The organism is Psychrobacter sp. UBA6291 (assembly GCF_002439405.1).
Taxonomy (GTDB): Bacteria; Pseudomonadota; Gammaproteobacteria; order Pseudomonadales; family Moraxellaceae; genus Psychrobacter; species Psychrobacter faecalis.
In genome coordinates, this window is sequence record NZ_DJUD01000072.1 from 1 (window position 1) to 21,789 (window position 21,789).

The 21,789-nt window shown below is 43.5% G+C and carries 20 protein-coding genes and 1 tRNA gene; 13 read left to right on the forward strand and 8 right to left on the reverse strand.

What is annotated here, in order from left to right:
* Positions 1 to 145 precede the first annotated feature (145 nt).
* Together B3R91_RS12255 and B3R91_RS12260 are read right to left on the reverse strand one after the other, a co-directional pair.
* Positions 146 to 232: transfer RNA gene (locus B3R91_RS12255), tRNA-Leu, on the reverse strand.
* A gap of 137 nt (positions 233 to 369) precedes the next feature.
* Positions 370 to 1,143 (reverse strand): ferredoxin--NADP reductase, encoded by a 774-nt coding sequence (locus tag B3R91_RS12260; RefSeq protein WP_144296434.1) that lies wholly within the window; start codon positions 1,141 to 1,143, stop codon positions 370 to 372.
* Positions 1,144 to 1,588: 445 nt separating this feature from the next.
* Between B3R91_RS12260 and B3R91_RS12265 the strand changes: the two genes are divergently transcribed.
* The 8 genes from B3R91_RS12265 (at position 1,589) to gspK (ending at position 9,673) form a co-directional block, all read left to right on the forward strand.
* Positions 1,589 to 2,464, forward strand: coding sequence for an SAM-dependent methyltransferase (locus tag B3R91_RS12265; RefSeq protein ID WP_068405557.1), 876 nt, complete (start codon positions 1,589 to 1,591; stop codon positions 2,462 to 2,464).
* 70 nt (positions 2,465 to 2,534) lie between these two features.
* A complete protein-coding gene (locus B3R91_RS12270) occupies positions 2,535 to 4,322 on the forward strand; it encodes a GspE/PulE family protein (RefSeq protein ID WP_068405555.1) in 1,788 nt (595 codons plus the stop codon).
* Positions 4,323 to 4,515: 193 nt separating this feature from the next.
* On the forward strand, positions 4,516 to 5,304 hold the full coding sequence (locus B3R91_RS12275) for a TatD family hydrolase (protein ID WP_068405552.1): 789 nt from the start codon (positions 4,516 to 4,518) through the stop codon (positions 5,302 to 5,304).
* A gap of 232 nt (positions 5,305 to 5,536) precedes the next feature.
* Complete coding sequence (locus B3R91_RS12280; protein WP_068405549.1) at positions 5,537 to 6,220, forward strand: TetR/AcrR family transcriptional regulator; 684 nt, start codon at positions 5,537 to 5,539, stop codon at positions 6,218 to 6,220.
* A gap of 211 nt (positions 6,221 to 6,431) precedes the next feature.
* On the forward strand, positions 6,432 to 7,139 hold the full coding sequence (locus B3R91_RS12285; protein WP_286797869.1) for a prepilin-type N-terminal cleavage/methylation domain-containing protein: 708 nt from the start codon (positions 6,432 to 6,434) through the stop codon (positions 7,137 to 7,139).
* Positions 7,140 to 7,142: 3 nt separating this feature from the next.
* Positions 7,143 to 7,622 (forward strand): type II secretion system minor pseudopilin GspI, encoded by a 480-nt coding sequence (gspI, locus tag B3R91_RS12290; protein WP_286797871.1) that lies wholly within the window; start codon positions 7,143 to 7,145, stop codon positions 7,620 to 7,622.
* Entirely contained in the window at positions 7,619 to 8,536 is a 918-nt protein-coding gene (locus tag B3R91_RS12295; RefSeq protein ID WP_286797873.1) for a prepilin-type N-terminal cleavage/methylation domain-containing protein, read from the forward strand. Before gspI ends, B3R91_RS12295 begins: the two co-directional genes overlap by 4 nt.
* A gap of 12 nt (positions 8,537 to 8,548) precedes the next feature.
* Positions 8,549 to 9,673, forward strand: coding sequence for a type II secretion system minor pseudopilin GspK (gene gspK, locus B3R91_RS12300; protein WP_286797874.1), 1,125 nt, complete (start codon positions 8,549 to 8,551; stop codon positions 9,671 to 9,673).
* A 47-nt stretch (positions 9,674 to 9,720) separates the two neighbouring features.
* Here the strand turns inward: gspK and B3R91_RS12305 are convergent, their stop codons facing one another.
* From B3R91_RS12305 to ychF, 3 genes are all read right to left on the reverse strand, one after another.
* On the reverse strand, positions 9,721 to 10,401 hold the full coding sequence (locus B3R91_RS12305; protein WP_068405534.1) for a TetR family transcriptional regulator: 681 nt from the start codon (positions 10,399 to 10,401) through the stop codon (positions 9,721 to 9,723).
* 161 nt (positions 10,402 to 10,562) lie between these two features.
* Positions 10,563 to 12,035: a deoxyguanosinetriphosphate triphosphohydrolase gene (locus B3R91_RS12310; protein ID WP_286797889.1), complete on the reverse strand. Its 1,473-nt coding sequence runs from the start codon at positions 12,033 to 12,035 to the stop codon at positions 10,563 to 10,565.
* Between the two features lie 184 nt (positions 12,036 to 12,219).
* On the reverse strand, positions 12,220 to 13,311 hold the full coding sequence (ychF, locus tag B3R91_RS12315; RefSeq protein WP_286797877.1) for a redox-regulated ATPase YchF: 1,092 nt from the start codon (positions 13,309 to 13,311) through the stop codon (positions 12,220 to 12,222).
* Positions 13,312 to 13,673: 362 nt separating this feature from the next.
* Between ychF and B3R91_RS12320 the strand changes: the two genes are divergently transcribed.
* The 4 genes from B3R91_RS12320 to B3R91_RS12335 all read left to right on the forward strand — a co-directional run bounded on the left by B3R91_RS12320 (position 13,674) and on the right by B3R91_RS12335 (position 18,382).
* A complete protein-coding gene (locus tag B3R91_RS12320) occupies positions 13,674 to 15,881 on the forward strand; it encodes an ATP-dependent helicase (protein WP_286797879.1) in 2,208 nt (735 codons plus the stop codon).
* A gap of 232 nt (positions 15,882 to 16,113) precedes the next feature.
* Positions 16,114 to 17,361 (forward strand): NAD(P)/FAD-dependent oxidoreductase, encoded by a 1,248-nt coding sequence (locus B3R91_RS12325; RefSeq protein ID WP_286797881.1) that lies wholly within the window; start codon positions 16,114 to 16,116, stop codon positions 17,359 to 17,361.
* Between the two features lie 110 nt (positions 17,362 to 17,471).
* The gene (locus tag B3R91_RS12330; RefSeq protein ID WP_068405525.1) at positions 17,472 to 17,810 is read left to right on the forward strand and encodes a RidA family protein; all 339 of its coding nucleotides are present in this window, start codon (positions 17,472 to 17,474) and stop codon (positions 17,808 to 17,810) included.
* A gap of 149 nt (positions 17,811 to 17,959) precedes the next feature.
* Positions 17,960 to 18,382, forward strand: a complete 423-nt coding sequence (locus tag B3R91_RS12335) for a tetratricopeptide repeat protein (RefSeq protein WP_286797884.1) — start codon at positions 17,960 to 17,962, stop codon at positions 18,380 to 18,382.
* 86 nt (positions 18,383 to 18,468) lie between these two features.
* Here B3R91_RS12335 and B3R91_RS12340 read toward each other — a convergent pair whose 3' ends face one another.
* The 3 genes from B3R91_RS12340 to tnpA form a co-directional block, all read right to left on the reverse strand.
* Positions 18,469 to 19,614 carry a glycerate kinase gene (locus B3R91_RS12340; RefSeq protein WP_286797886.1) on the reverse strand — a complete coding sequence of 382 codons (1,146 nt, stop codon included), beginning with the start codon at positions 19,612 to 19,614 and terminating at the stop codon, positions 18,469 to 18,471.
* Positions 19,615 to 19,696: 82 nt separating this feature from the next.
* Positions 19,697 to 21,049, reverse strand: a complete 1,353-nt coding sequence (locus B3R91_RS12345) for a GntP family permease (RefSeq protein WP_286797887.1) — start codon at positions 21,047 to 21,049, stop codon at positions 19,697 to 19,699.
* Positions 21,050 to 21,243: 194 nt separating this feature from the next.
* Positions 21,244 to 21,642: an IS200/IS605 family transposase gene (tnpA, locus tag B3R91_RS12350; RefSeq protein ID WP_286796872.1), complete on the reverse strand. Its 399-nt coding sequence runs from the start codon at positions 21,640 to 21,642 to the stop codon at positions 21,244 to 21,246.
* An 83-nt stretch (positions 21,643 to 21,725) separates the two neighbouring features.
* On the opposite strand from tnpA, the gene B3R91_RS13530 reads away from it, so the two are divergent.
* On the forward strand, positions 21,726 to 21,789 hold a 64-nt coding region (locus B3R91_RS13530), incomplete at its 3' end, for a helix-turn-helix domain-containing protein (RefSeq protein ID WP_414707573.1).

Sequence of the window (21,789 nt, forward strand, 5' to 3'; positions counted from 1 at the left end):
GGGATGGTCGGATGCTTACTTATTCACTGTTAAAAAAGACCACGCTAAGCCAATTTAGCGTGGTCTTTTTTTGATAGGACAACCAATTTTAAACAGTAAGCAATAAAAAACCCTCGTAATCGATAGATTGCGAGGGTTTCGTATATGGTACCAGTGGTCGGACTCGAACCGACACGCTTTTAAAGGCAACGGATTTTGAATCCGTCATGTCTACCAATTCCATCACACTGGCATGTTAGGAGATAAAGTCTTTACTGCTAGACTATATCGAATTGGGCTACAAGGTTAACTCTGTATAGGCTGCGTATTATAGCAGGCTATTTTTAGCCGTCAAGAATTATTTATTATATTTAAGATAAAAATTCATTTTTAACCAACGAAGGCACGTTCAACGGCATAATCCGCTTGTACGCCCATACGTGGAGAGACGGTGAGACCGAAGTCGTCTAAAATTGTAGAGATATCCGCATTAAATGGCATACTACCGCAGATAAGTACTCGGTCATCGTCTTTATTCATTGGCGGTAGACCGATATCTTCAAAGAATTTACCTGATTTCATCAGATCAGTGATACGGCCGGTATTTCTAAACTCTTCGCGCGTGACGGTCGGGTAGTAGATAAACTTCTCACGGAACTCTTCACCAAAGATTTCATCGTTTGGCAGCTCTTCTTCGAACATTTCGCGATAAGCCAAATCCTTGACCTGACGTACGCCGTGTACCAAAATGATTTTGTCAAAACGCTCATAGACTTCAGGGTCGCGTGATAACGCTAAAAATGGCGCAAGTCCTGTACCGGTTGAGAGCATATATAAGTGCTTACCCGGCAACAAATCATCTAAGACCAACGTGCCAGTCGGTTTTTTACTGACCAGTAACTCATCGCCCACTTTGATATGCTGCAAGCGCGAGGTTAGCGGACCGTCTTGAACTTTAATAGAGAAAAATTCCAAATGCTCTTCGTAGTTGGGGCTGGCAATCGAGTAAGCGCGCAATAGCGGTCTACCATCGACAACGATACCAATCATCGCAAACTCGCCATTACGGAAGCGTAAGCCATCGTCGCGCGTGGTTTTGATGCTAAATAGAGAGTCATTCCAGTGATGAACCTCAGTGACCGTTTCGGTGCGGAGTTTTGACATAAAGCCCTCGTTAGTAAGTGGTAATGTGTATTCGCCCATTAAAAATGGTGGTAAGCAAAAATTTTTAAGGTAATAAAAAGTGTGAATAAGATTAAGCGCTTATCAATTATCAGTTCAGGCTAATTAAGCAAATGACATGCTAAGCAAATGACACGGATAAAAAACCGTTATTTTAACATTATTATCAGGTTTTATAAGGCGTCAGATTATAGCAAACAACGGCGCTGCCGGTAAAAGTAAACTTTGCTGCTTGTACTTTTAGACGTGTGCGTTATGAATGCAAGCCATTCTCAATAAATTTCTCGCTCATCATAACAAACTTTAAAATAAAAATCCGCCTAGCTGCCTGTCTGTACCATGATAAAATGGAATATCGTTAGCGAGTAATTTTCTATCATTGCCGCATGCCATGTATTATCAGCTATTTACTTTTGGAACTTGATTTATGACTTGTCAGACTTCCGCCGCTATTAACTATCATATATCGCCCATTATCGGTTACCACCGTGCGCCGCTGTCACAAAAGTTTGGCGCACCGAGGCAGCCAAATTTGGTGGCTATGACTAGTGTGATTGAAATGCTCGCGCCGTATGACACGCCAGCGGCATTTGTCGGACTGGAGGATTTTAGTCATATTTGGATCAGTTGGCAGTTTCATCATAACTATTTATATAAAGACAAGTTAGATAAAGACAAGCATTCACTCAATAATAAGCAGCAAGACAAAAATGATAGTAATTTTCGCCCGCAAGTGCGTCCGCCGCGTTTGGGTGGCAATCAAAAAATAGGCGTATTTGCCAGTCGCAGTATGTATCGACCATCCGCGCTTGGACTGTCTGTGGTAAAGCTTGAGCGCATTGAGATGGTAGAAGGTCGAGTGTTACTTATTATCAGCGGTGCTGATATGATAGATGGGACGCCCATCATCGATATCAAGCCTTATGTGGCTTATAGTGATGCCTTGCCTGAAGCAAAAAGCGGTTTTGCGCCTTCGGCGCCGCATTTGTTGGACGTGACGATTACCGAATCGGCTTATGAGCAATTTGGACAAATTATCGCCAATCAAAGTGCAGATAATGCAGCGGAAGAAAATGCGCAAAATAAGCACTCATCCGTTAAAGCAGTCATTGATAAAACTCAAAAGCAGTTAGTAATATCTGATTTTGATACTATCAAAGCTTTGATAGCGCAAGACCCGCGCCCTGCTTATCGACGTACAGAGACAGAGTCGTCATTTGTTATGCGCTATAAATCGGTTGATGTCAGTTTTAAATTGCTAGAATCAGGTGAATTGCAGATAATGAATATTGTCACAGTATAATGAAAGTAAACATCGCTGCCGACTAAATGCTCTAAATCTCATAAGAATAAACCTTTAAAAGAAGACAACCATGCCTGTTCAAAAATATTCGATAGTGATTGATTTGCGTTGGTGCCTAGATGAATTATTGGCAGATAGGGTGATTGATCAGCGCGGTTATAATCTTGTCATTACCAGTCGCCGTAACAAGGCGCAGCATCCGCTGATTACGATTAGCGAGTTTGGGCTGCCAAATGGTCACGCGCTTAATAATAATTCTGAGAATAAATTGACGCTAGCATGGCTTAATCAATGGTTGGCTGCCAAAGCAGATATGCCGCTGGTGCGTATTGATCCGTTAAAGGTCGATGTACCAACAGTGACGCAGCTGATGTCGTTTGAGTATGCGCGTTCGCAGCATATTTTACCGATTGAAGTGACGCTTGATGAAGTGGTTATTGGTACTGACCAGCCATTTTATACCGATTGGCATGGCAATATCGAAAAGCTCATTAAATCAAAAAGCTATCGTACGGTCTTTATCAATCCTGAACAAATCAATCGCTATCGGCAAGAGTTTTATCAAGTCACGCAAGCGATTGCGGGCGCGAACTCCCTACATAAGCGTGCGGCAGCGGACGTCACCAACGTCGAAGCGTTGTTACAGCTGGGCGATAACATCAATCCCGATGCCAATGATCAACATATCGTCAAAGTGGTCGATTGGCTATTGCAATATGCCTTTGAGCAGCGCGCAAGCGACATTCATCTAGAGCCGCGCCGTGAGACTGGAAAAGTGCGCTTTCGTATCGATGGGGTGCTGCATAGTGTCTATGAGATGCCGCTTGCCATCATAGTGGCAGTCACTGCACGTATTAAAATTTTGGGACGGCTCAATGTGGCAGAAAAGCGTAAGCCGCAAGATGGACGCCTAAAAACCCGTACGCCCAAAGGCTTAGAAACTGAGCTGCGTCTGTCTACCATGCCGACTGCCTTTGGTGAAAAGCTTGTCATGCGGGTATTTGACCCAGAAGTACTGGTGCGCTCGTTTGCCCAACTTGGCCTGTCGGGTAAGCAGCTTGAAACGTGGCACGAGCTGACCGCGCATCCAAATGGGATTATCTTGGTGACGGGTCCGACGGGTTCTGGTAAAACCACCACCTTATATAGTACGCTCAAGCAGCTCGCCACCGAGCAGGTCAATGTCTGTACCATTGAAGATCCGATTGAAATGATTGAGCCGGCCTTTAATCAAATGCAGGTCAATCCAGGGGTTGATTTGCATTTCGCTGACGGTATTCGTTCTTTGATGCGTCAAGACCCAGACATTATTATGGTCGGTGAGATTCGCGATGCCGAAACCGCCAATATGGCCGTGCAAGCGTCTTTGACGGGGCATTTAGTGCTATCAACGTTGCATACCAATGACGCACCAAGCTCTATTACTCGTCTGCATGATTTGGGTATTCAGCCGTTCTTAACCTCAGCAACGATATTGGGCGTCATGGCACAGCGATTATTACGGACGTTATGCCCGCATTGTAAGCAAGCGCTTGATGTGACGCCAGATAGTGAGATAGCCATTCAATGGCAAGAGCTGGTGCAGCCTTGGCGCGCGCCTGTACCAACACAAGTTTATAAGGCGCAGGGCTGTGAGCACTGTCGCCATACGGGTTATCAAGGCCGCGTTGGTCTGTACGAGATTATGCCGTTATCCAATGAGCTAAAAAAACTGGTCGCCGCCGATGCTAATTTGGATACGTTGAAGCAGCAAGCGTACCGCGAAGGTGTGCAGCCGCTACGTTTATCGGGAGCAAAGCGTATTAGCGAAGGGTTAACAACCATAGAAGAGGTGATGCGTGTAGTGCCGCTGCATTAAAGGATGTCTCTAAAATACACCTCATTCAAAAAAACTATTCTTTAAAAAAATGCTCTGATAAAAAGCCTTTGTATAGACGTTTGTTAAACACGACTTGAAAAGCCAGCTTATCAGAGCAATTAATACTATTACTATTACCAAATCCATATTTTAAGATAATTTTATTTATTGATTCTTATTAACGAGATTGTTTATGTTTACAGATACGCATTGCCATCTAAACCGTTTGGATTTAACCAAGTATGATGGTCAATTGTCCGGCGCGATTGCGGCGATGAAAGAGGCGAATGTCACCCGTGCGATGGCCATTATGTGTGATTTCGCTGAATATGATGAGATTGCCAATATTGTCAGCACTTATAATGACGAAACGCTAAATCTTGGAATGAGCGTCGGTATTCATCCCTGTGAAGATATCGGCGTATTGCAGTCAGCGACAGTTGAGCGCTTGATAGAAACGGCTGATGCTGAGCACGTGTGGGCGATAGGGGAGACGGGGTTGGACTATTACTGGTCGACGGAAAATAAAAAAGAGCAACAAGCTAGCCTTGCGCGTCATATCTATGCCAGCCAACAGCTAAAGAAACCGCTTGTCGTGCATATGCGTGACGCCAAAGAAGATACGCTTGATATCCTAAAAGCAGAAGGCGCTGAACACGGTATTATCCATTGCTTTACTGAAGACTGGGAAACCGCAAAACGCGCATTAGACTTAGGGTTTTATATCTCCTTCTCAGGTATCGTCAGTTTTAAAAGTGCGCAAATGATTCAAGATGCCGCAAAAAATATGCCCAAAGACAGAATACTTATCGAAACCGATAGCCCGTATTTAGCACCCGTGCCTAAACGTGGCAGGCCCAATGAGCCGGCATACGTGCCATACGTGGCAAGCTATCTTGCCGAGATGTATGGCTGTAGTGGCGAGGAAGTCGGCGCATTGACTGCAAAAAACTTTGAAAATTTACTGGCACAGTATCACTAAAATGGTTATGCTATGACCAATCAGTCATTTATAGGCTTGTCTTGTAGTTCTGTGTTGAATGTGTTTTTGATGCTTAACTTAACCATATGATTATCAATGACTATTTAGCAAACATAAGCATATTGCCTTTGATGGTATTGGCGTAGCCGTTATAAAATTTATAAGCGTGCTGCCAGTACACTGACAAAAGGGACGGTGGTATGCATGATATTTTCAGTTTTTAGGAGAAATTATGAGTCGTCAGCATCAGTTCAAGGCCCGAGAAGAAAATATCTTAGCGATGGCGGAGCAATTGCTACTTGAGTCAGGCGATGGTGATATCACTTTGGACAGTTTGGCAGACCAGCTTGATTTGGCTAAAGGCACCTTATATAAGCATTTCTCTAGTAAAGATGAGCTCTACCTGCGTATTATTATCCGTTACGAAGAGCAGCTGTTTGAGATTAACCGTATTGATGACTGTCCTTCGGCAGGCGTCGCGCGGATGATTTTTCAGCAGCTATTTAATCCGCAAAAAGCCATGCTCCTTAACCAAATCGAAGAGCGTTTGGCAGCATCAGTGACGGGTCTGAATCGCCTGTTCGGTGAGCTTTACGATATTCGTCGTCAGCGCATGAAGCGTTTGATTGATATTATCAGTGCGTATCTTCAAGAGCAGCACAGTAGCTTAAGTACGCGCGATTATTTGTCCTCGATTTGGGCGATGGGTCAGGGCGGCGCAGGATTATTAAACTCAAGTTTTTATCAGCGCTACTTAGGTCGCCGTGATACCTTGCGTTATGCTTTTGTGCAGCAAATGCTTGAGTTGCCAAGCCATTATCCAGCTGCCGATGATGAAGTCATGGATGAAGATATGCAAGAATTGGTAGAGCAAATCGATACTGAATCAGAAGAGCACCGTAATACCAATTACTAGCTTTTTATTCTATTTCAAACACAGTCAGCTATTATTTTATAACGGTCCGTGTTGCTATCTTCTGTATGGCAACACGTTAAATTTATCTTTTAACACGTGTACAGATTTATTTTTTTAATCGGGCATATCTATCGTTTTATCTCCATCATACTCATACTACCCAATTCAGTATCATTTCTAATAAAATGACACCATTCTAGATGACTTCTGTATGTCAAAACCGACTTCCTCGATATCTTCAATCACAGTTTCTAACCCACGCGGTCATATCGGACAAGTGGGCTTTACCCTTGTAGAAATAGTAGTGGTGGTGGTCATTTTATCCATCTTTGCTGGGATGATGAGCTTGTCGGTCGGTAGTAGTGAGTCACGCAAAAACCGCGCCTTTTATGAGCATTTAACAGATTCTCTGAGCTATGTACGGCTATTATCCGCTGAGCGTATGGCGCCCATGGGTTTGAGCTTACAAGCCGATAAGCAAGGTCAAATTGCGCCTGTCATTGTCACGCTATCAAACCCGTACATTGTCTATCAAACTCAAGATTCTACGTCTTCTAGAGGCGATAGTACGCCTAAGAACGCCATGGAGCTGTCAGCAGATTTGACGAGTATGTCAGGTGCTGCTTCAGATAAAGTGCCCACACCAAGCTGGGAGATTGAGCCAGAAGTTAGTCTGCCTGAATTGCCTGCTGGCATGAGTTTAAGCGTGCAAAGCCTAGATGCAGGGAGGCAAACAACCGCAGGCCAAACACAAGCACTGCAGCCATGGTTTACCGACCAAAACGTACCGCAAGTACTATGGTTTGGCACAGGTCAAGCCACGCCGGTGACGATTGAGGTGCGTCATAATTCGCGTTTGGTGGGTGAAGTCATTACAATTATGCCCGATGGTAGTATCTCGATAGGACAAGGGCTGTAGCTGATGATTAACAAAGATAAAGCCAAATCGACCTACAAAAATCCAAAGCCTGTTATATCAAGGCATGAGCAAGGATTTACCCTGATTGAAGTCATGGTTGCTTTAGCAATTTTGGCCGTCGTTGCCGTTGCCGCGAGCCGTGCGAGTAGTGCGTATTTAAGCTCAGTTGATGTTTTACGTACTCGCACGCTAGCGCAGTTTGTCGCACAAAACGCGGCAGCGGACTTGCATATTCAAGATACGTGGCTGACGGCCAACAAAACACAAACCATCAATGCCCAAGGTCGTGATTGGCAAGTGACAATGACCGCCACAGATGCCATCACACCTGCATTAAAGCAAGTGAATATCGCTGTTGCACCCATTATAGATGGACAGACACGCAGCGCAGTAACGGATATCAACGTGATACTAAGTAACGCTGAGCAAGAGGTTGGTAGCTTGGATTTGAGCCGATTAAACCCTAATGGAGGCAATCCATGAAATCAAATCATGGATTCACCTTGCTTGAGCTGATGGTGGCGATGGCGATATTTGCCATGTTAGCGGTGGCAGGCTGGCAAGTATTTGATGGCGTTAACCGTGCGCGTGAACGGGCGCAGTTTCATGCGGATAATTTAGCGGTTTTGCAATATGCCTATCTGCAGCTACAGCAAGATATGAACCAAATGATTCCTTATCAGGCAGTGGATACGCAAGGTGCTAATTCCTTAATTAATAACGCCGCAACCAACAATACCGCAAATAACAATGGTAGTAATAACAACGCCAACAATAGCAATCAAGAAAACGCACCAGCGCCCGAACCTTTTATGTCTCTAGACGGCGCACGTATCAGCTTTGTGCGTTTTGCGGACCCCGACCCACGTTATCAGAGCAGCGCGAGTCTGCAGCATATCGAATACATTTTTGCCGATGAGGGCTTAATTCGTCGTCAATATACCAGTCTTGGCAGTGACAGCATTAGCTTAGATAGTGTATTGCTTAAAGGCGTCACGGCTGGGCGCTGGCAAGCTTATTTACCTGAATTAAGCACCAAATTTCCCAATAAAGACAATCGTAATAACTTCAGCAATAACGCACCATCAGGGCAGACGGCGAATTCAGCCAATAAAACGTCTGAGACTATACTGTTACCAAAAGGGATTGCGCTTAACTTTACGTATCAAGATATGCCGATCACTTGGCAATGGGCACTGACGCCGCAGCCAATACCAAATGTCAGTACAAATAACAGTCATAAAAATACGCCTAACAATTCTAATGGCGATAGCAATAGTAATAACAACAATAACGGCAACAGTAATGGTGGCACTAATAACGATAGCGAAGCCAATGGCAATGCAGCCAATAATAGCTCAGGGAACGCTACTGAAAATACCCTTTTTGGTCAATGATAGAGGCTATTTATGTCAAACAAGCCACAAATAGGGCCAACGATGCCTATAACCTCTATAAAAGCCAATTCTCAATGTGGCGTCGCACTGCTAACTATTTTATTATTGGTAGTTAGTATTACTGTGGTTGCAGGGGCAATGCTTGCTAGCCAAAAGATTGCCATTCGGCGTAGCGGCTTATTGTTTGACCAAAACCAACTCTTACAAGATATTAATGCAGGTCAGCAATTGGCGGTTACCTTGATTCGTGCTGATGCCAAATTAAATGATACTGATAGCGAGCAGGATATTTGGGCGCAGCCAATACCGCCTTACACCCTAGGCGGACATAGTATCGACATCGAATTACGCGATGAGGGCAGTCGTTTTAATATTAATAATTTATATCATAATGGCGCTGTCGATACTGCTGCCTTGGCCGTTTTTCAAAGGCTGCTTACACAGCTAAATTTAGAGCCTGATACCGCCGTTGCGATACTTGATTATCAAGATGCCGACAGCGAGGTCTACCAAGATGGCGGTGATGAAAATGTGGTATATGCTCAGCAGTCCAATCGCGGAGCGGATACAGCTTTACCCAACCAAGCATTGCTTAGTATCGATCAATTAGCAGAGGTAAAGGGCGTTGATGCGCAAGTATTAGCGACACTGCGTCCCTATATCACGGCGGTGCCATATTATTTACCCATTAATATTAATACCGCCAGTCCCGTTTTGTTTGCTGCCTTGGTAGAAGGTGCGAGCAGCCAGCAAATGCAGAGTATTGTTGAGTTGCGAGCAAAACAAGCCTTTAGCTCTGTCGATGATGTTTGGCAACTGCCCGTATTAAGTAGTGTAAAAGAAGAGCAGCGCAAAGCCTTGACGCCATTACTAGCGGTTGATAGCCAAGCCTTTATGGCACTTATTACCGCCTCTGATAATGCGACGGTTGGTCAAGCAAGACAACGCTTTGCGACCGTTATTATTAGCAAAACGGCCGCTGATGGCGACGCAGCAAATAGCAGCGATAATAATGGTAATAAAAACAGCAGTGATGCTAATAACGCTAATGGCAATACTAATAACGCTGATAATAAAAAGCCCAAAGAGGTGCGTGTGCTAACGCAGCGACTTTGGGCGTTTAGGCCAATTTTCTAATGGTTATAGATAATTAGTAATAAATAGCATGCAAAAACTAAGTCTAATTAATCATTTAAACGGGTTTCTTCGGTAGATTTCCAGTTATAGGCACCATAAAACAGCATTTGTGCTTGGCGCGTGCAATTATGCAGCATCAGCTGTTTTTTCTTTTCAACCTCAGCCAAGTCGACCTCATCATCATGATCTTCGGTATAGGTTAGCTCGAGCCAGTCAATAATCCAAGAAAAAAACATATTGACCCCAGCTTCCGCCAACAGTCTACGATCATAAGTATTGATGTGGGTAAATGCCGGCTGTAGCGCTAAGTCTTCTGCTAGGTTTTGGCCGTGTTTTTTAATCAGCTCATTGATGGCTTTGCGTACCGCCTCTGAGCCGCCATAGCGTTCACTGACTAAGAACTGCCAGTAGCAAGGCTGCTCGCTGACCATATATAAAAACATTTGGATGCTTTTTGCGATTTGACGCTCAAAACTGCGTTTGCGCCCAATTTGCAAGTTTTCACTTAACGTTGCCATCGTACCGCCCAACTCTTCGATGACTAAGGCGCGACCAAGCGATTCCATGTCATCAAAATGGCGATAAAAGGCGGTCGGCACCACGCCAACCTCACGCGTGACTTGCCTGAGACTGATTGAGCTAAAAGACTGTCCTGTCATACACAAATCGAGCACCGCATTAAAAAAAGCGTGCCGTGTTTGAAGTTTCTTTTGTTCGCGACTACTCATAATATTTCAAAATTACCTGATAGATGTCTATCATACTCATTTCATTGCGAAAATACGAATAAAATAGAGTATTATCGTTAATGGTTTGCTTAAATTTTGGTTTGGCTCGGTTTTAAATTGTCTCTAAACTTCTTTTTAAACGAGCTGCTTAAACATGTTGTTTAAACAATGGTGCCCCAATGTCCTTGTAGCTCTTGCGCCAGTCGATAGGCTTCATGGTCATTCATACCGGTTATAAAGTCTAAAACATTAAGCATATTATCATAGGTATTATCTGCTAGAGTCCGGCGATGTTCATCGAGATGCGGCTGGAGTAATTTTAGCAAACGCTGCTGCTCAAAGGATATTTGGCTTATCGGCGCATCGGTTTCATTTGCCTCATTTGTCTCTTTTATCCAGGCGAGTGGCATAAAAGCATCGAGCAGGCGCTGCAAGCATTGATTGGCCATCAGCTCCATGCGTACCTTACTTGGGTGATTAAATATCTTTTCGCGTGCCAATTGCTTAGCTTGGGTGATGCCGCTTTGTACGGTTGCATCACAATGGGCAAACAGGCTGCCCTGTAGCGTCCCTGCCAGCATAGCGTTACTATTGGCTACAAAGGCATCGGTAACAGCATTGACCAAACGCATCATTGCCCGTGCCCGCAGCGATGCCAAATGCTGCCTGACTGACACATGAGTGGGTAGATTGAGCGTATCAGGGCGCTCGCCAATCAACTCATAAAAAATAGCCGCAACCTCCGCATAGCTTAGCATATTCAAATTGATGCCATCCTCCAAATCTATCAGCGCATAGCAAATATCGTCTGCCGCTTCTAATAAATAGGCTAGCGGATGACGAGCAAAGCCATCGTGCTGCTTTGAATATGGCAAGCCTAACGTTTCTGCCAACTGCTCTAACTGCGCTGCCTCACTATAAAAGCAGCCAAATTTTTGCATGTTAGTGGTGTGATTGCCTTGGTAAATGCGGTTATTTTGATCAATAGAGCTGTCTTGATAAACGGGATTGCTATGGGTCGCAAGCCAAGGGTATTTCATAAACGCGCCTAAAGTAGCGCAAGTTAATCGCATACCGCCTAAATCAGGGTGGTGCTCATTTCGGGTTAATATACGAAATCCTTGTGCATTGCCTTCATAAGCCAGTAAATCTAATTGCTCGTTATTATTCAGATTTTGCAAGATTTGCTTACGGTCAGGATGCATAAACCAGTCACGAATGGCGTACTCTCCGGCATGACCAAACGGTGGGTTGCCAATATCATGGGCAAGGCAAGCTGCTTGGACAATGACACCGACATCAGCGGGCGCGACACCGTTCGGTAAGCCGCCGCCCAACTTATCATGCAGCTTCTCTGCCGCCATGACACCTAAAGAGCGCCCAATACAAGAAACTTCGAGCGAGTGTGTTAAGCGCGTATGAATACCGAGCTGATTGGTCAGTGGATGAACTTGGGTTTTTTGGTTCAGCTGACGAAAGGAGTGTGAAAATACCAGTCTGTCGTAATCTTTATGAAAGGAGGAGCGTGCGCTGTCCTCGGCAGGAGCTTTTTTATGACTGCCTAAACGCTGCGCACTAAATAGTTTTGCCCAATGGTCACTAGAATTCGTGGTTTGATTAACAGAAACAGTCATCATTTATCGTCCGTTATTTATATCATTCTATTTTATTTTTGCTTTTAGAGAATTTAATTACTTTAACGTTATTCCCTTTATTATAATAAAAAAAGCCAGCGTTGAAGCTGGCTTTTGGTTGTTCTCTACTAAGACTGTGTAAACACGCAATCCGCTTGTACTTGTAAATATTAAACGTTGAACGTTAAACGTTAAAGCGGAAATGCATCACATCGCCATCTTGCACGATGTAGGTTTTGCCTTCTAAACGTGATTTGCCAGCAGCAGCTGCACCTTTTTCGCCGCCATACTCGATAAAGTCGTCATACGCAATGACTTCAGCGCGGATAAAACCCCGTTCAAAGTCGGTATGAATCACACCAGCAGCTTCAGGAGCGGTTGCGCCAACAGCGACTGTCCAAGCGCGGACTTCTTTGACGCCTGCCGTAAAATACGTTTGCATATCAAGCAAATCATAACCGCCGCGAATCACTTGATCAAGACCAGCCTCTTCCATATCCATTTCAGCTAGGAAGTCTTTTTTGTCATCTTCATCAAGCTGAGCAATTTCAGATTCGATTTGATTGCATAGGGCAATGACAATAGAATCTTCGCCAGTGGCATAGTTGCGCACCGCATCTAGATATGGGTTATTTTCAAAGCCATCTTCGCTCACGTTGGCGATATACATGGTTGGCTTTAAGGTAATCAGACCATAACTTCTGATCAGTTTTTGCTCGTCTTTGTCTAGGTTAGCACCGCGGGCGGCTTTACCTTCTGCTAATAATGGCTCGATTTTTTTGAACACATCAAGCATAGCCGTCGCGTCTTTACCGCCACCTTTGGCTTTTTTGCTTAAGTTGGTAATAGCGCGCTCAACGGCCTCTAAATCGGCCAATGCCAATTCGGTATTGATGGTTTCGATGTCGTCGATAGGGCTGACGCGGCCATCAACGTGGACGACGTTGTCATCATCAAAGCAGCGTACCACGTGGGCAATCGCATCGGTCTCGCGGATATTAGCTAAAAACTGGTTGCCCATACCTTCACCTTTTGAGGCGCCAGCAACCAAACCTGCGATGTCGACAAATTCCATCGTTGTCGGTAATACGCGCTCGGGCTTGACGATATCAGCCAATTTTTTTAGGCGTGGATCTGGCACAGGTACGATACCGGTATTGGGATCTTTGGTGCAAAAAGGGAAGTTTTCAGCGGCGATACCCGCTTTGGTCAAGGCATTAAACAGGGTGGATTTACCCACGTTTGGTAGACCGACGATGCCGCAATTAAAACCCATAACATGCTCTCAATATATTAATAAAATCAGGCAATAACAGACTTGGTATGTAGTCAGTATAAAGCTTGGTAAAATAGGAACTCAAAATTGGGCATATTGTAGCAAATTTCAGCCAAAATGGGTGAGGTTGTTGTGCTTGCTATTTTAATTTTTACGCTCAATCACAATACTTAGTAATCTGTTTAATACCGCGGTTTAATACCATCCTTTAATATCATCGTTTCATATGAGTGTTCGTTATCAATGTCCTTCAGCGCCCTGTCTATTATGATAAGCTACTACCTATAAATGATGATGCATGCTGCTGCTGCGCTGTCATCAATAGCCAGCACGATAAACCATACCAAAGGCAATTGTTAATAATGACCACCATTTTTGCTACCCACCATTATAATTATCCGCAAAATTTCGTTGACATGAAACCCAAGCTGACGCGGCTTGAGCAGGCGATTAAAAAGCTCGAGGCTAACTTGATAAATGCGGATGCTGAAATATTAGAGAAACGGCTTGCCAGTCATTTAGGGTTACAAGTGGATTACGCTCGTGAGCTGAACCCTAACCAGTTGTTGGCTGCCACGACTATTGAGGGCAAAGTATTGGTCATCGCCGGTGCAGGCTCTGGTAAAACCAAAACCTTGACTTATAGAACCAGCTATCTGATAGAAAATGGCGTCGCGCCAAAAGAGATTTTGCTATTAACCTTTACCCGCAAGGCGGCCAATGAAATTAAAAGTCGCGCTAGAACTTTGCTGGCAAGCCGTCTAGATGATAGTCACATAAATGGTAAGGCGCTAAATGATATCACTAGCGGCACTTTTCACTCATTTTGCAATATGTTATTGCGCCAATATTCTGGGCTACTTGGTATCAATCCGCGCTTTACGATTTTAGATACCGGCGATAGTGAAGATGCGATTGATTTGATTAATAAAGAAAAAAAGTATCCGACCAAAATAACCAATCAGGCGTTTCCGCGCAAAAAAACCTTGCAAAATATCTTTTCAACTTCTAGAAATCGGCGTATTCATATTCGCGACTTAATCGAAAGCAGTTATCCTGATATCGCCGTGCATATTCCAGTTATTGAGCAATTGGCGGTCGACTTTCATGAATATAAGCGCGCCAATCATTTATACGATTTTGATGACATCATCAGCCAAGTGGTGCGCCATCTAAAGCACAATGATACCTTTCGTCAGCTGCTACAACAGCACTATCGTTATGTCATGGTCGATGAATATCAAGACACCAATATTCCGCAAAAAGAGCTGATAGATTTGATTTGTGCGCCGACGTCGGTATCGCTGATGGTCGTTGGTGATGACAACCAAAGCATCTATGCTTTTCGCGGTGCCAATTATGAAAATATCTTACTATTTGGCGAAAGCTACCCCGAAGCAAAACTGATTAAATTAGAGCAAAATTATCGCAGTACGCCAGCGGTGCTGGATTATATCAATGCTTTATCGGCGCAAATTACGTTGGGCTATCAAAAGCAATTGTACTCGGGCGCATCTATAGAAGGCATCAAGCCAATATTTCGCCGTTTAAGTGATGAAACAAAAGAGGCTAAATATATTGCAGATAAAATCATCGAATTAAAACCAGATTACGATTATGAGGACTTTGCTGTCTTGTGCCGCACATCTTTTCAATCCAACTACGTTCAGCTTGAATTTATGGAACGCAATATTCCCTTTATCGTCGTGGGCGGCATTCGCTTTATTGAGCGGCGTCATATCAAGGACGTTTTAGCCTTTGTCAAAATACTTTATAACCCAAATGATACCATTGCATGGCACCGTATTTTAACCTTGTTTAAAGGGGTAGGGGCAGTAACGGCGACGCGCTTAACCCAAGCGATTAATGCCGATAGCAATGTAAATAAAAATGTGAATAGCGATGTTAATAGTAACATTAACAACAACACTTTCGAGCCGCTATTAGCACCATCATTTGCGAAGAAAAGCCCACAGCTTAAATCATTGCATACGACTTTAACCAAAGCCAGTCAGGCAGAGTCAGTGGAAATAGTGATTGAGCGAATTTTAGCGTTTTATATTCCTGTATTAAAAACGATTGAAGAGAATTGGCGCGAGCGTAGTGAAGATTTTCGTGTGCTTAAAAACCTAGCAACAGAGTACGACAGCCTCGATAAATTCTTAGAAAATCTTGCCCTCGATCCGCCCAATGATTCAGTTGCTACCGCAGGCGAGCCTGAAAAAGACGAAAATAGTAATGATAAAGTTACCATTTCTACCATTCATAGTGCCAAAGGGCTTGAATGGCCAGTGGTATTTGTCAACTCTCTCGTCGATGGTATGACGCCGCACTATCGCTCGCTCAGTGATTTTGAAGAGTTAGAGGAGGAGCGTAAGCTGTTTTATGTTGCTTGTAGCCGTGCTAAGAGCAGATTATTTTTAACTGCGCCCGAGTATTTCTCAAGCTATTCGGGTTACTTTGATAAGCCGTCACGGTTCATCGCTGAGCTACCTGCCGATAAGTTGACGGTCGAGACTGGCAAGAAGCTTTTAGAAACACTAGCAAGTGAGGATCCAATTTGGTGGTGATTGGTTTATTCCTTGCATTTTGATTAGCCAAAATAGGTCTAATTTCTTAATAATTTCTACATTATTCCTATCAGAAATAGCTTTCAATTAAACGCATAACCAAAAGTATTAAATAGCAAAAATATTTCTATGATAAGGGTTTAATCTGATGCGCAATGCGTTACTATTACTCCCTTATCTGTTATTTCTCAACCTTGATATTCTGTATTAAAATCTTAAAAAAGGACGTGTTATGCGCTACGAAGTGATCGTTATCGGTGCAGGTATGGTCGGCACCTCAGCGGCTTGGCATTTACAAAAAAATAACGCCAAAGTTTTACTATTGGACAAAAAACTACCGGGCTCTGAGACTTCATATGGCAATGCTGGTTTGATTCAGCGCGAGGCGATTCATACTCATCCGTTTCCACGCCAGCTGACTGAAATGATACGCGTATTGCCAAACCAAGGCACTGATATTCGCTATCGAATCCCAGCGATTTTGCGCTATCATCAAGCGTTATTGCAGTATTGGAAATACTCGACGCCAGCTTCAATTAAAAAAATCGAAGCGGAGTGGCAGACACTGATTGAACATTGCACCAGTGAACACCAAACCATGATTGAAGCGTCTGGCGCTGAATATTTGATTAGCCGCAAAGGCTGGTTGCAGTTGCATCGCTCTGAAGAGACGTTTAAAGCAGCTATTGATGCTGCAATCAAAGACCGTGATCAGGGCGTTGAGCACAATGTCTTGACGCTTGACGAATTAAAAGCGATGGAGCCGAGCGCCAATTTTGATGAGTTCGTTGGCGCGATTCATTGGCTAAACTCTTGGCAAGTGTCAAACCCGAGCTTATTGGTGAAATCATACGCAAAAAACTTTCAAGAAATGGGTGGTACCATCAAAGAAAGCGGTGTCAATGAAATCGTCCAAGAAGCAGATGGCTGGAAAGTTGTTACCGACAACGACACTTTTTATAGTGATAAATTGGTCATTGCTGCTGGGCCTTGGTCTAACGATTTAATCAAACCGCTTGGTTATGATTTGCCGCTGTTCCCAATGCGTGGCTATCATCAGCATTTTAAAGTCACGGAAAAAAACACCATCAACCATAGTATGTTTGATATGGATAAGGGTTTTGTGATGGGTCCGATGCAGCAAGGTATCCGCATCACCACTGGTGCTGAGATGACCACCATGAATGCGCCAAAGAATTTTGGCCAATTAAATACCGTATTAAAACTTGCGCGCAAAATTCTGCCGCTAGAAGATGCCGTCGAGAGTGAAGCGTGGGCGGGCTCACGTCCTTGCATGCCAGATATGAAGCCAGTCATCGGTCCTGCGCCGCAGCACGATAAATTATGGTTTGCCTTTGGTCATAGCCATCAGGGTTTTACCTTAGGACCCATGACTGGTCGTCTGGTAGAGGAGATGATTCATGACAAGCCATTATTGGTTGATATTAAACCCTTTAGTGCTGAGCGTTTTTCTCGCTAATTTTTGCTAAATAACGTTTAAGTAAAAATCGAGCCGTTTATATATTTGACAGTTCAGGTATTTAAGAGTACTGAAACATTAAGAACATTAAAAATTAAGGATAATAATTCATGCAAAAGCTGCATAGTAACCAACGTATGAGTCAGATTGTGATTCATAACCAAACCATTTATCTGTCCGGTCAAGTGGGTAATAGCGAAGAGGATATCAAAGCCCAAACCTTGACATGCTTAGAGAAAGTCGAAAAACTGCTGCAAGAAGTTGGTAGTGACAAATCAAAGCTGCTGTCCGCAACCGTCTGGCTAAAAAGTATGTCAGACTTTGCCGCAATGAATGAGGTGTGGGATAAATGGTTTGAAGGCGTCCAGCCACCAGCGCGTGCATGCGGTGAATCAGCATTGGCTCGTCCTGAGTTATTGGTCGAGATTACCGTTATCGCTGCTGAATAATTGCTTATTTTACTTGTTTAGGTTGAAAGCCAGATAAAATAAAAGGGTGTGATTGCTATCACGCCCTTTTCTATGAGCTATTGTTATAAATTAGTCTATAATCAACATCATTCAACGCCTATAACGCGCAACCAACAGGGTAACCCATCATGATTAATACCAAAATATATAAATCCATCTATGTGTTAGCAGAAAAGCTGCTAGAAGCGGACAGTAAGAACGATCAAAAAACCTTTGATGCGCTATATGCGCAGCTAAAAGATTTGTGTAATGAAAATGAAAAAAGCGATAAAGACCATCCTGAACAGTGGGAAACCTTGGCTGACTTTACCGAGGATTTGGATGAAGCGCTGGTTATCTATCAAAAAGCATTAGATAAAGCCGCGGCGATTACTTCAAAAGACCATTTGGCATCGATTGCTTTTTCTATGGCTGAGCTGCAAATCGAGTTGGGTCAAACTGATGCTGCGATCAAAAGTCTACAAAACGCTAAAATCAGCGCCAATAAAATCGAAGATAAAGAGTTTAAAGTCGAAATAAATGAATTGTTGGCGAAGTTGTTGGCAGAGTAGTTTTTGTTAAAGCTATTGGTTATTGAGAAAAGCATTTTTTATGATACAAAAAGCGAGCTTACCAATTAAGAATCTATAATATAGCTCTATAAATACTGTTTTAGGCGTTGACCCAATTTTATCGCTGCGGCAATATTCGTAGCGGTAATTTCAATATTGTTATAAGCGTTTTTAAAGACATTATCGAGGGAATCTAGCTTTTGGATACTGGGCACAATGACGTCAAACTGGCTAGTCTGAGCGGATTTTAGCCCATCAACACTGCCGCAAATAGCAATCACGGGGGTATGTCTCAATTTAGCAATTTGGCTAATACCACCCGCCACTTTGCCCATAGCAGACTGAGCATCAAGCTTGCCTTCACCAGTGATGACCAAGTCTGCCTCGGCGATATGCTGTGATAAATTGGCCACTTTTGCCACTGTATCAAAACCTGACTTTAACTCCGCTTGGCAAAAGCTCATTAACGCATAGCCCAGTCCACCTGCTGCACCGGCACCTGCTACCTCTTGATGGCTTTGATAGCCATACTGCTCGCATACATTTACAAAATGCGTTAACGATTTATCTAACTCATGGACTTGCTGCGGGCTAGCGCCTTTTTGAGGACCAAATATGGCACTGGCACCCAATTCACCACATAACGGATTGGTGACATCACAAGCCACTTCAAACACCGTGTTTAAGACGCTTGCATGAAAGCTGGTCGCATCCAATCGTTGCAAGTTAGCAAGTGCGCCGCCGCCTTGGGCTAAGATGTTGTCATTACTATCATGAAACGTCATACCAAGCGCCGTTAACATACCAAGTCCTGCATCATTGGTAGCACTGCCACCAAGACCAATGATAATCCGCTTGACGCCTTCATTTAGAGCATCCTCAATCAATTCGCCGACGCCATAGCTGCTAGCAATGACAGGATTACGCTCTGCTACCGTCAATAGATGTAAGCCACAAGCTTGAGCGACTTCAATGACCGCAGTTGCATCAGGGAGTAATAAATATTTTGCGTTAATTGGTCGCATTAAAGGGTCATGGACACGCACTTCTTTCCAGCGTCCACCTAACACATAAGACAACACTGCAGAAGTTCCTTCGCCGCCATCCGCCATCGGTAGCAGTTTATAGTCAGCGTCAGGAAACACTTGGCTGAAGCCAGATTGAATAGCGTGGCAGACATCCAGTGCTTCTACACTTTCTTTAAACGAGTCAGGGGCGATTAAAATTTTCATGACTTTCTCTTTAAATGTTTCTTTGAGTCTTTTTTAATTACTTAAATTTTAAAAATTGACTTTCAATAATTTACTTAAGGCGCTAGATAAATACCAAGGTCAATAGCCAAATAAAGATGATGCTGGTCACGCCTTGAATACCTGTCGCCATAGAATGGGCTTTGTAAGCCTGCGCCACACTCATACGACTAAACTGGCTAACAATCCAAAAGAAGCTGTCATTAGCATGCGAGACAGTCATCGCGCCTGCACCAATCGCCATCACACAAAATACGCGACCAAGCTCACTATCAAGACCTATTTGACCTAATAATGGAGCGACCATCGCCGAAGTAGTGACCAAAGCAACAGTGGTTGAACCTTGTGCTGTTTTGAGCGCCGCAGAAACGATAAATGGCATAAAAATACCAAGCCCTAGGGCAGATAACGTAGTACCCAAATAATCACCGATTGGCGTAACTTTTAGCATAGCGCCAAACGCGCCACCAGCACCAGTAATTAAAAGAATAGGCGCTGCGACTACCAAGCCTTGTGAGATGCTGTCACTAATCTGCTGTGTTTTTTGGTCAGTATTAATCAGTAAGAATGATAAAAACAAACCAATTAATAGGGCGGTTAATGGGTTGCCAATAAATATGAGAATATCGGTTAGTATGCCGCTACCAAATGGTGTGCTGGGTAAATTGGCAATAGACGATAAGCAAATCAATACAATGGGCACGATAATAGGTAAAAATGCCATAGTCGCTGATGGCAGTTTGCTGTAGTCGTCACGAGTCTTCATATTATCTGGTACGGCGACTGCGTCAAGGGCATCAATATTGTCAGGCGTGGCGTCAAGTAAGCGATTTGACCACAGCCAACCAGCAAGTACCGCAACGGTGGTGACGACAACACCGACCATGATGACCAAGCCCAAGTTTGACTCAAGACCCAAGTTGCCCGCTGCTGCAATTGGACCGGGTGTTGGCGGCACAAAGGTATGAGTGGCATATAAGCCAGTCGCTAATGCGACACTCATTGCCACGCTCGAAACTTTTAAACGCTCAGCCAAAGACTCTTTTAACGAGTTTAAAATAATATAGCCTGAGTCGCAGAACACGGGTACAGATACGACAGCACCAACGATAGACATGGTCAAAGTAGGGAAACGCGGTCCCAAAACTTTAATGACGGTTTCTGCCATCACGATGGCGGCACCCGTTTTCTCAAGGATTAAGCCAATGATGGTTCCAAACACAATGACCAGACCGATATATCCTAAGATACCGCCAAAGCCATCAGAGATAGTTTTTGCGACCGTATTAAGCGGTACTTGGTAGAAAAGTGCGACCAGAAAGGCAGATAGTATTAATACTAAAAAAGGATGCCATTTTAACTTCGCAGTGGCGAAAATGATAAAAAGAATGGTCAGCAGCAGCCAAAATACGATCATTACTGTCTCTATATAGTTGTTAATCTCTTATCGCTATTAATGCAACTCACACAGCATTTAGTGAGTTTGGCGTCTAGCTTAACATCAATAGTGATATGCATTTTTAAAGGTGCATATTCTATCGTAAATCTATCTATCAATCTAACGAAAGAGGACTCCACCCGACGCTAGGGTGGAGGTGAATTTCGTATAGCCTAACTCTGCTGATTTTGAATGTATTGCTTAATAATCTCCAACGGCGCTCCGCCACATGAGCCGGCAAAGTAAGAGCGTGACCACAAAACAGGCTTATTGTAAGCTACTCTTAGGTCAATGAAGTTGGCTCTCATTCGCCGGCTTGTGACCGACTTTAGATTATTAACCATCTTACTTAGTTGTACCGTTGGTGGGTATTGAATTAGCATGTGAACATGATCGCCTTCACCGTTACATTCCTTGAGTTCCGCACCAAAATCCTTGCATATCTCAGCAACAACTTCTTTAAAGTATTGACGATGATTATCAGCTAAAACCTTTTTGCGATACTTAGTGATGAATACCAAATGCACATGCAGATTATAAGCAGAATGACGGTTTTTATATATCTCACTCATTATAATAAATACCCTTTATTGTTTATGTTATATAGTATAACATGGTATAAATAACGAACACACTGACCAATAAAGCATCCATTATGAAAATTAATAAAGCGTACAAATTTAGGCTTGAGCCTAATGCAGAACAAGAGGTTATCTTAA

Coding starts and splice junctions, on each gene's coding strand:
- B3R91_RS12260 (WP_144296434.1), bottom strand. CDS start 1,143: ATGTCAAAACTCCGCACCGAAACGGTCACTGAGGTTCATCACTGGAAT.
- B3R91_RS12265 (WP_068405557.1), top strand. CDS start 1,589: ATGACTTGTCAGACTTCCGCCGCTATTAACTATCATATATCGCCCATT.
- B3R91_RS12270 (WP_068405555.1), top strand. CDS start 2,535: ATGCCTGTTCAAAAATATTCGATAGTGATTGATTTGCGTTGGTGCCTA.
- B3R91_RS12275 (WP_068405552.1), top strand. CDS start 4,516: ATGTTTACAGATACGCATTGCCATCTAAACCGTTTGGATTTAACCAAG.
- B3R91_RS12280 (WP_068405549.1), top strand. CDS start 5,537: ATGAGTCGTCAGCATCAGTTCAAGGCCCGAGAAGAAAATATCTTAGCG.
- B3R91_RS12285 (WP_286797869.1), top strand. CDS start 6,432: ATGTCAAAACCGACTTCCTCGATATCTTCAATCACAGTTTCTAACCCA.
- gspI (WP_286797871.1), top strand. CDS start 7,143: ATGATTAACAAAGATAAAGCCAAATCGACCTACAAAAATCCAAAGCCT.
- B3R91_RS12295 (WP_286797873.1), top strand. CDS start 7,619: ATGAAATCAAATCATGGATTCACCTTGCTTGAGCTGATGGTGGCGATG.
- gspK (WP_286797874.1), top strand. CDS start 8,549: ATGTCAAACAAGCCACAAATAGGGCCAACGATGCCTATAACCTCTATA.
- B3R91_RS12305 (WP_068405534.1), bottom strand. CDS start 10,401: ATGAGTAGTCGCGAACAAAAGAAACTTCAAACACGGCACGCTTTTTTT.
- B3R91_RS12310 (WP_286797889.1), bottom strand. CDS start 12,035: ATGACTGTTTCTGTTAATCAAACCACGAATTCTAGTGACCATTGGGCA.
- ychF (WP_286797877.1), bottom strand. CDS start 13,311: ATGGGTTTTAATTGCGGCATCGTCGGTCTACCAAACGTGGGTAAATCC.
- B3R91_RS12320 (WP_286797879.1), top strand. CDS start 13,674: ATGACCACCATTTTTGCTACCCACCATTATAATTATCCGCAAAATTTC.
- B3R91_RS12325 (WP_286797881.1), top strand. CDS start 16,114: ATGCGCTACGAAGTGATCGTTATCGGTGCAGGTATGGTCGGCACCTCA.
- B3R91_RS12330 (WP_068405525.1), top strand. CDS start 17,472: ATGCAAAAGCTGCATAGTAACCAACGTATGAGTCAGATTGTGATTCAT.
- B3R91_RS12335 (WP_286797884.1), top strand. CDS start 17,960: ATGATTAATACCAAAATATATAAATCCATCTATGTGTTAGCAGAAAAG.
- B3R91_RS12340 (WP_286797886.1), bottom strand. CDS start 19,614: ATGAAAATTTTAATCGCCCCTGACTCGTTTAAAGAAAGTGTAGAAGCA.
- B3R91_RS12345 (WP_286797887.1), bottom strand. CDS start 21,049: ATGATCGTATTTTGGCTGCTGCTGACCATTCTTTTTATCATTTTCGCC.
- tnpA (WP_286796872.1), bottom strand. CDS start 21,642: ATGAGTGAGATATATAAAAACCGTCATTCTGCTTATAATCTGCATGTG.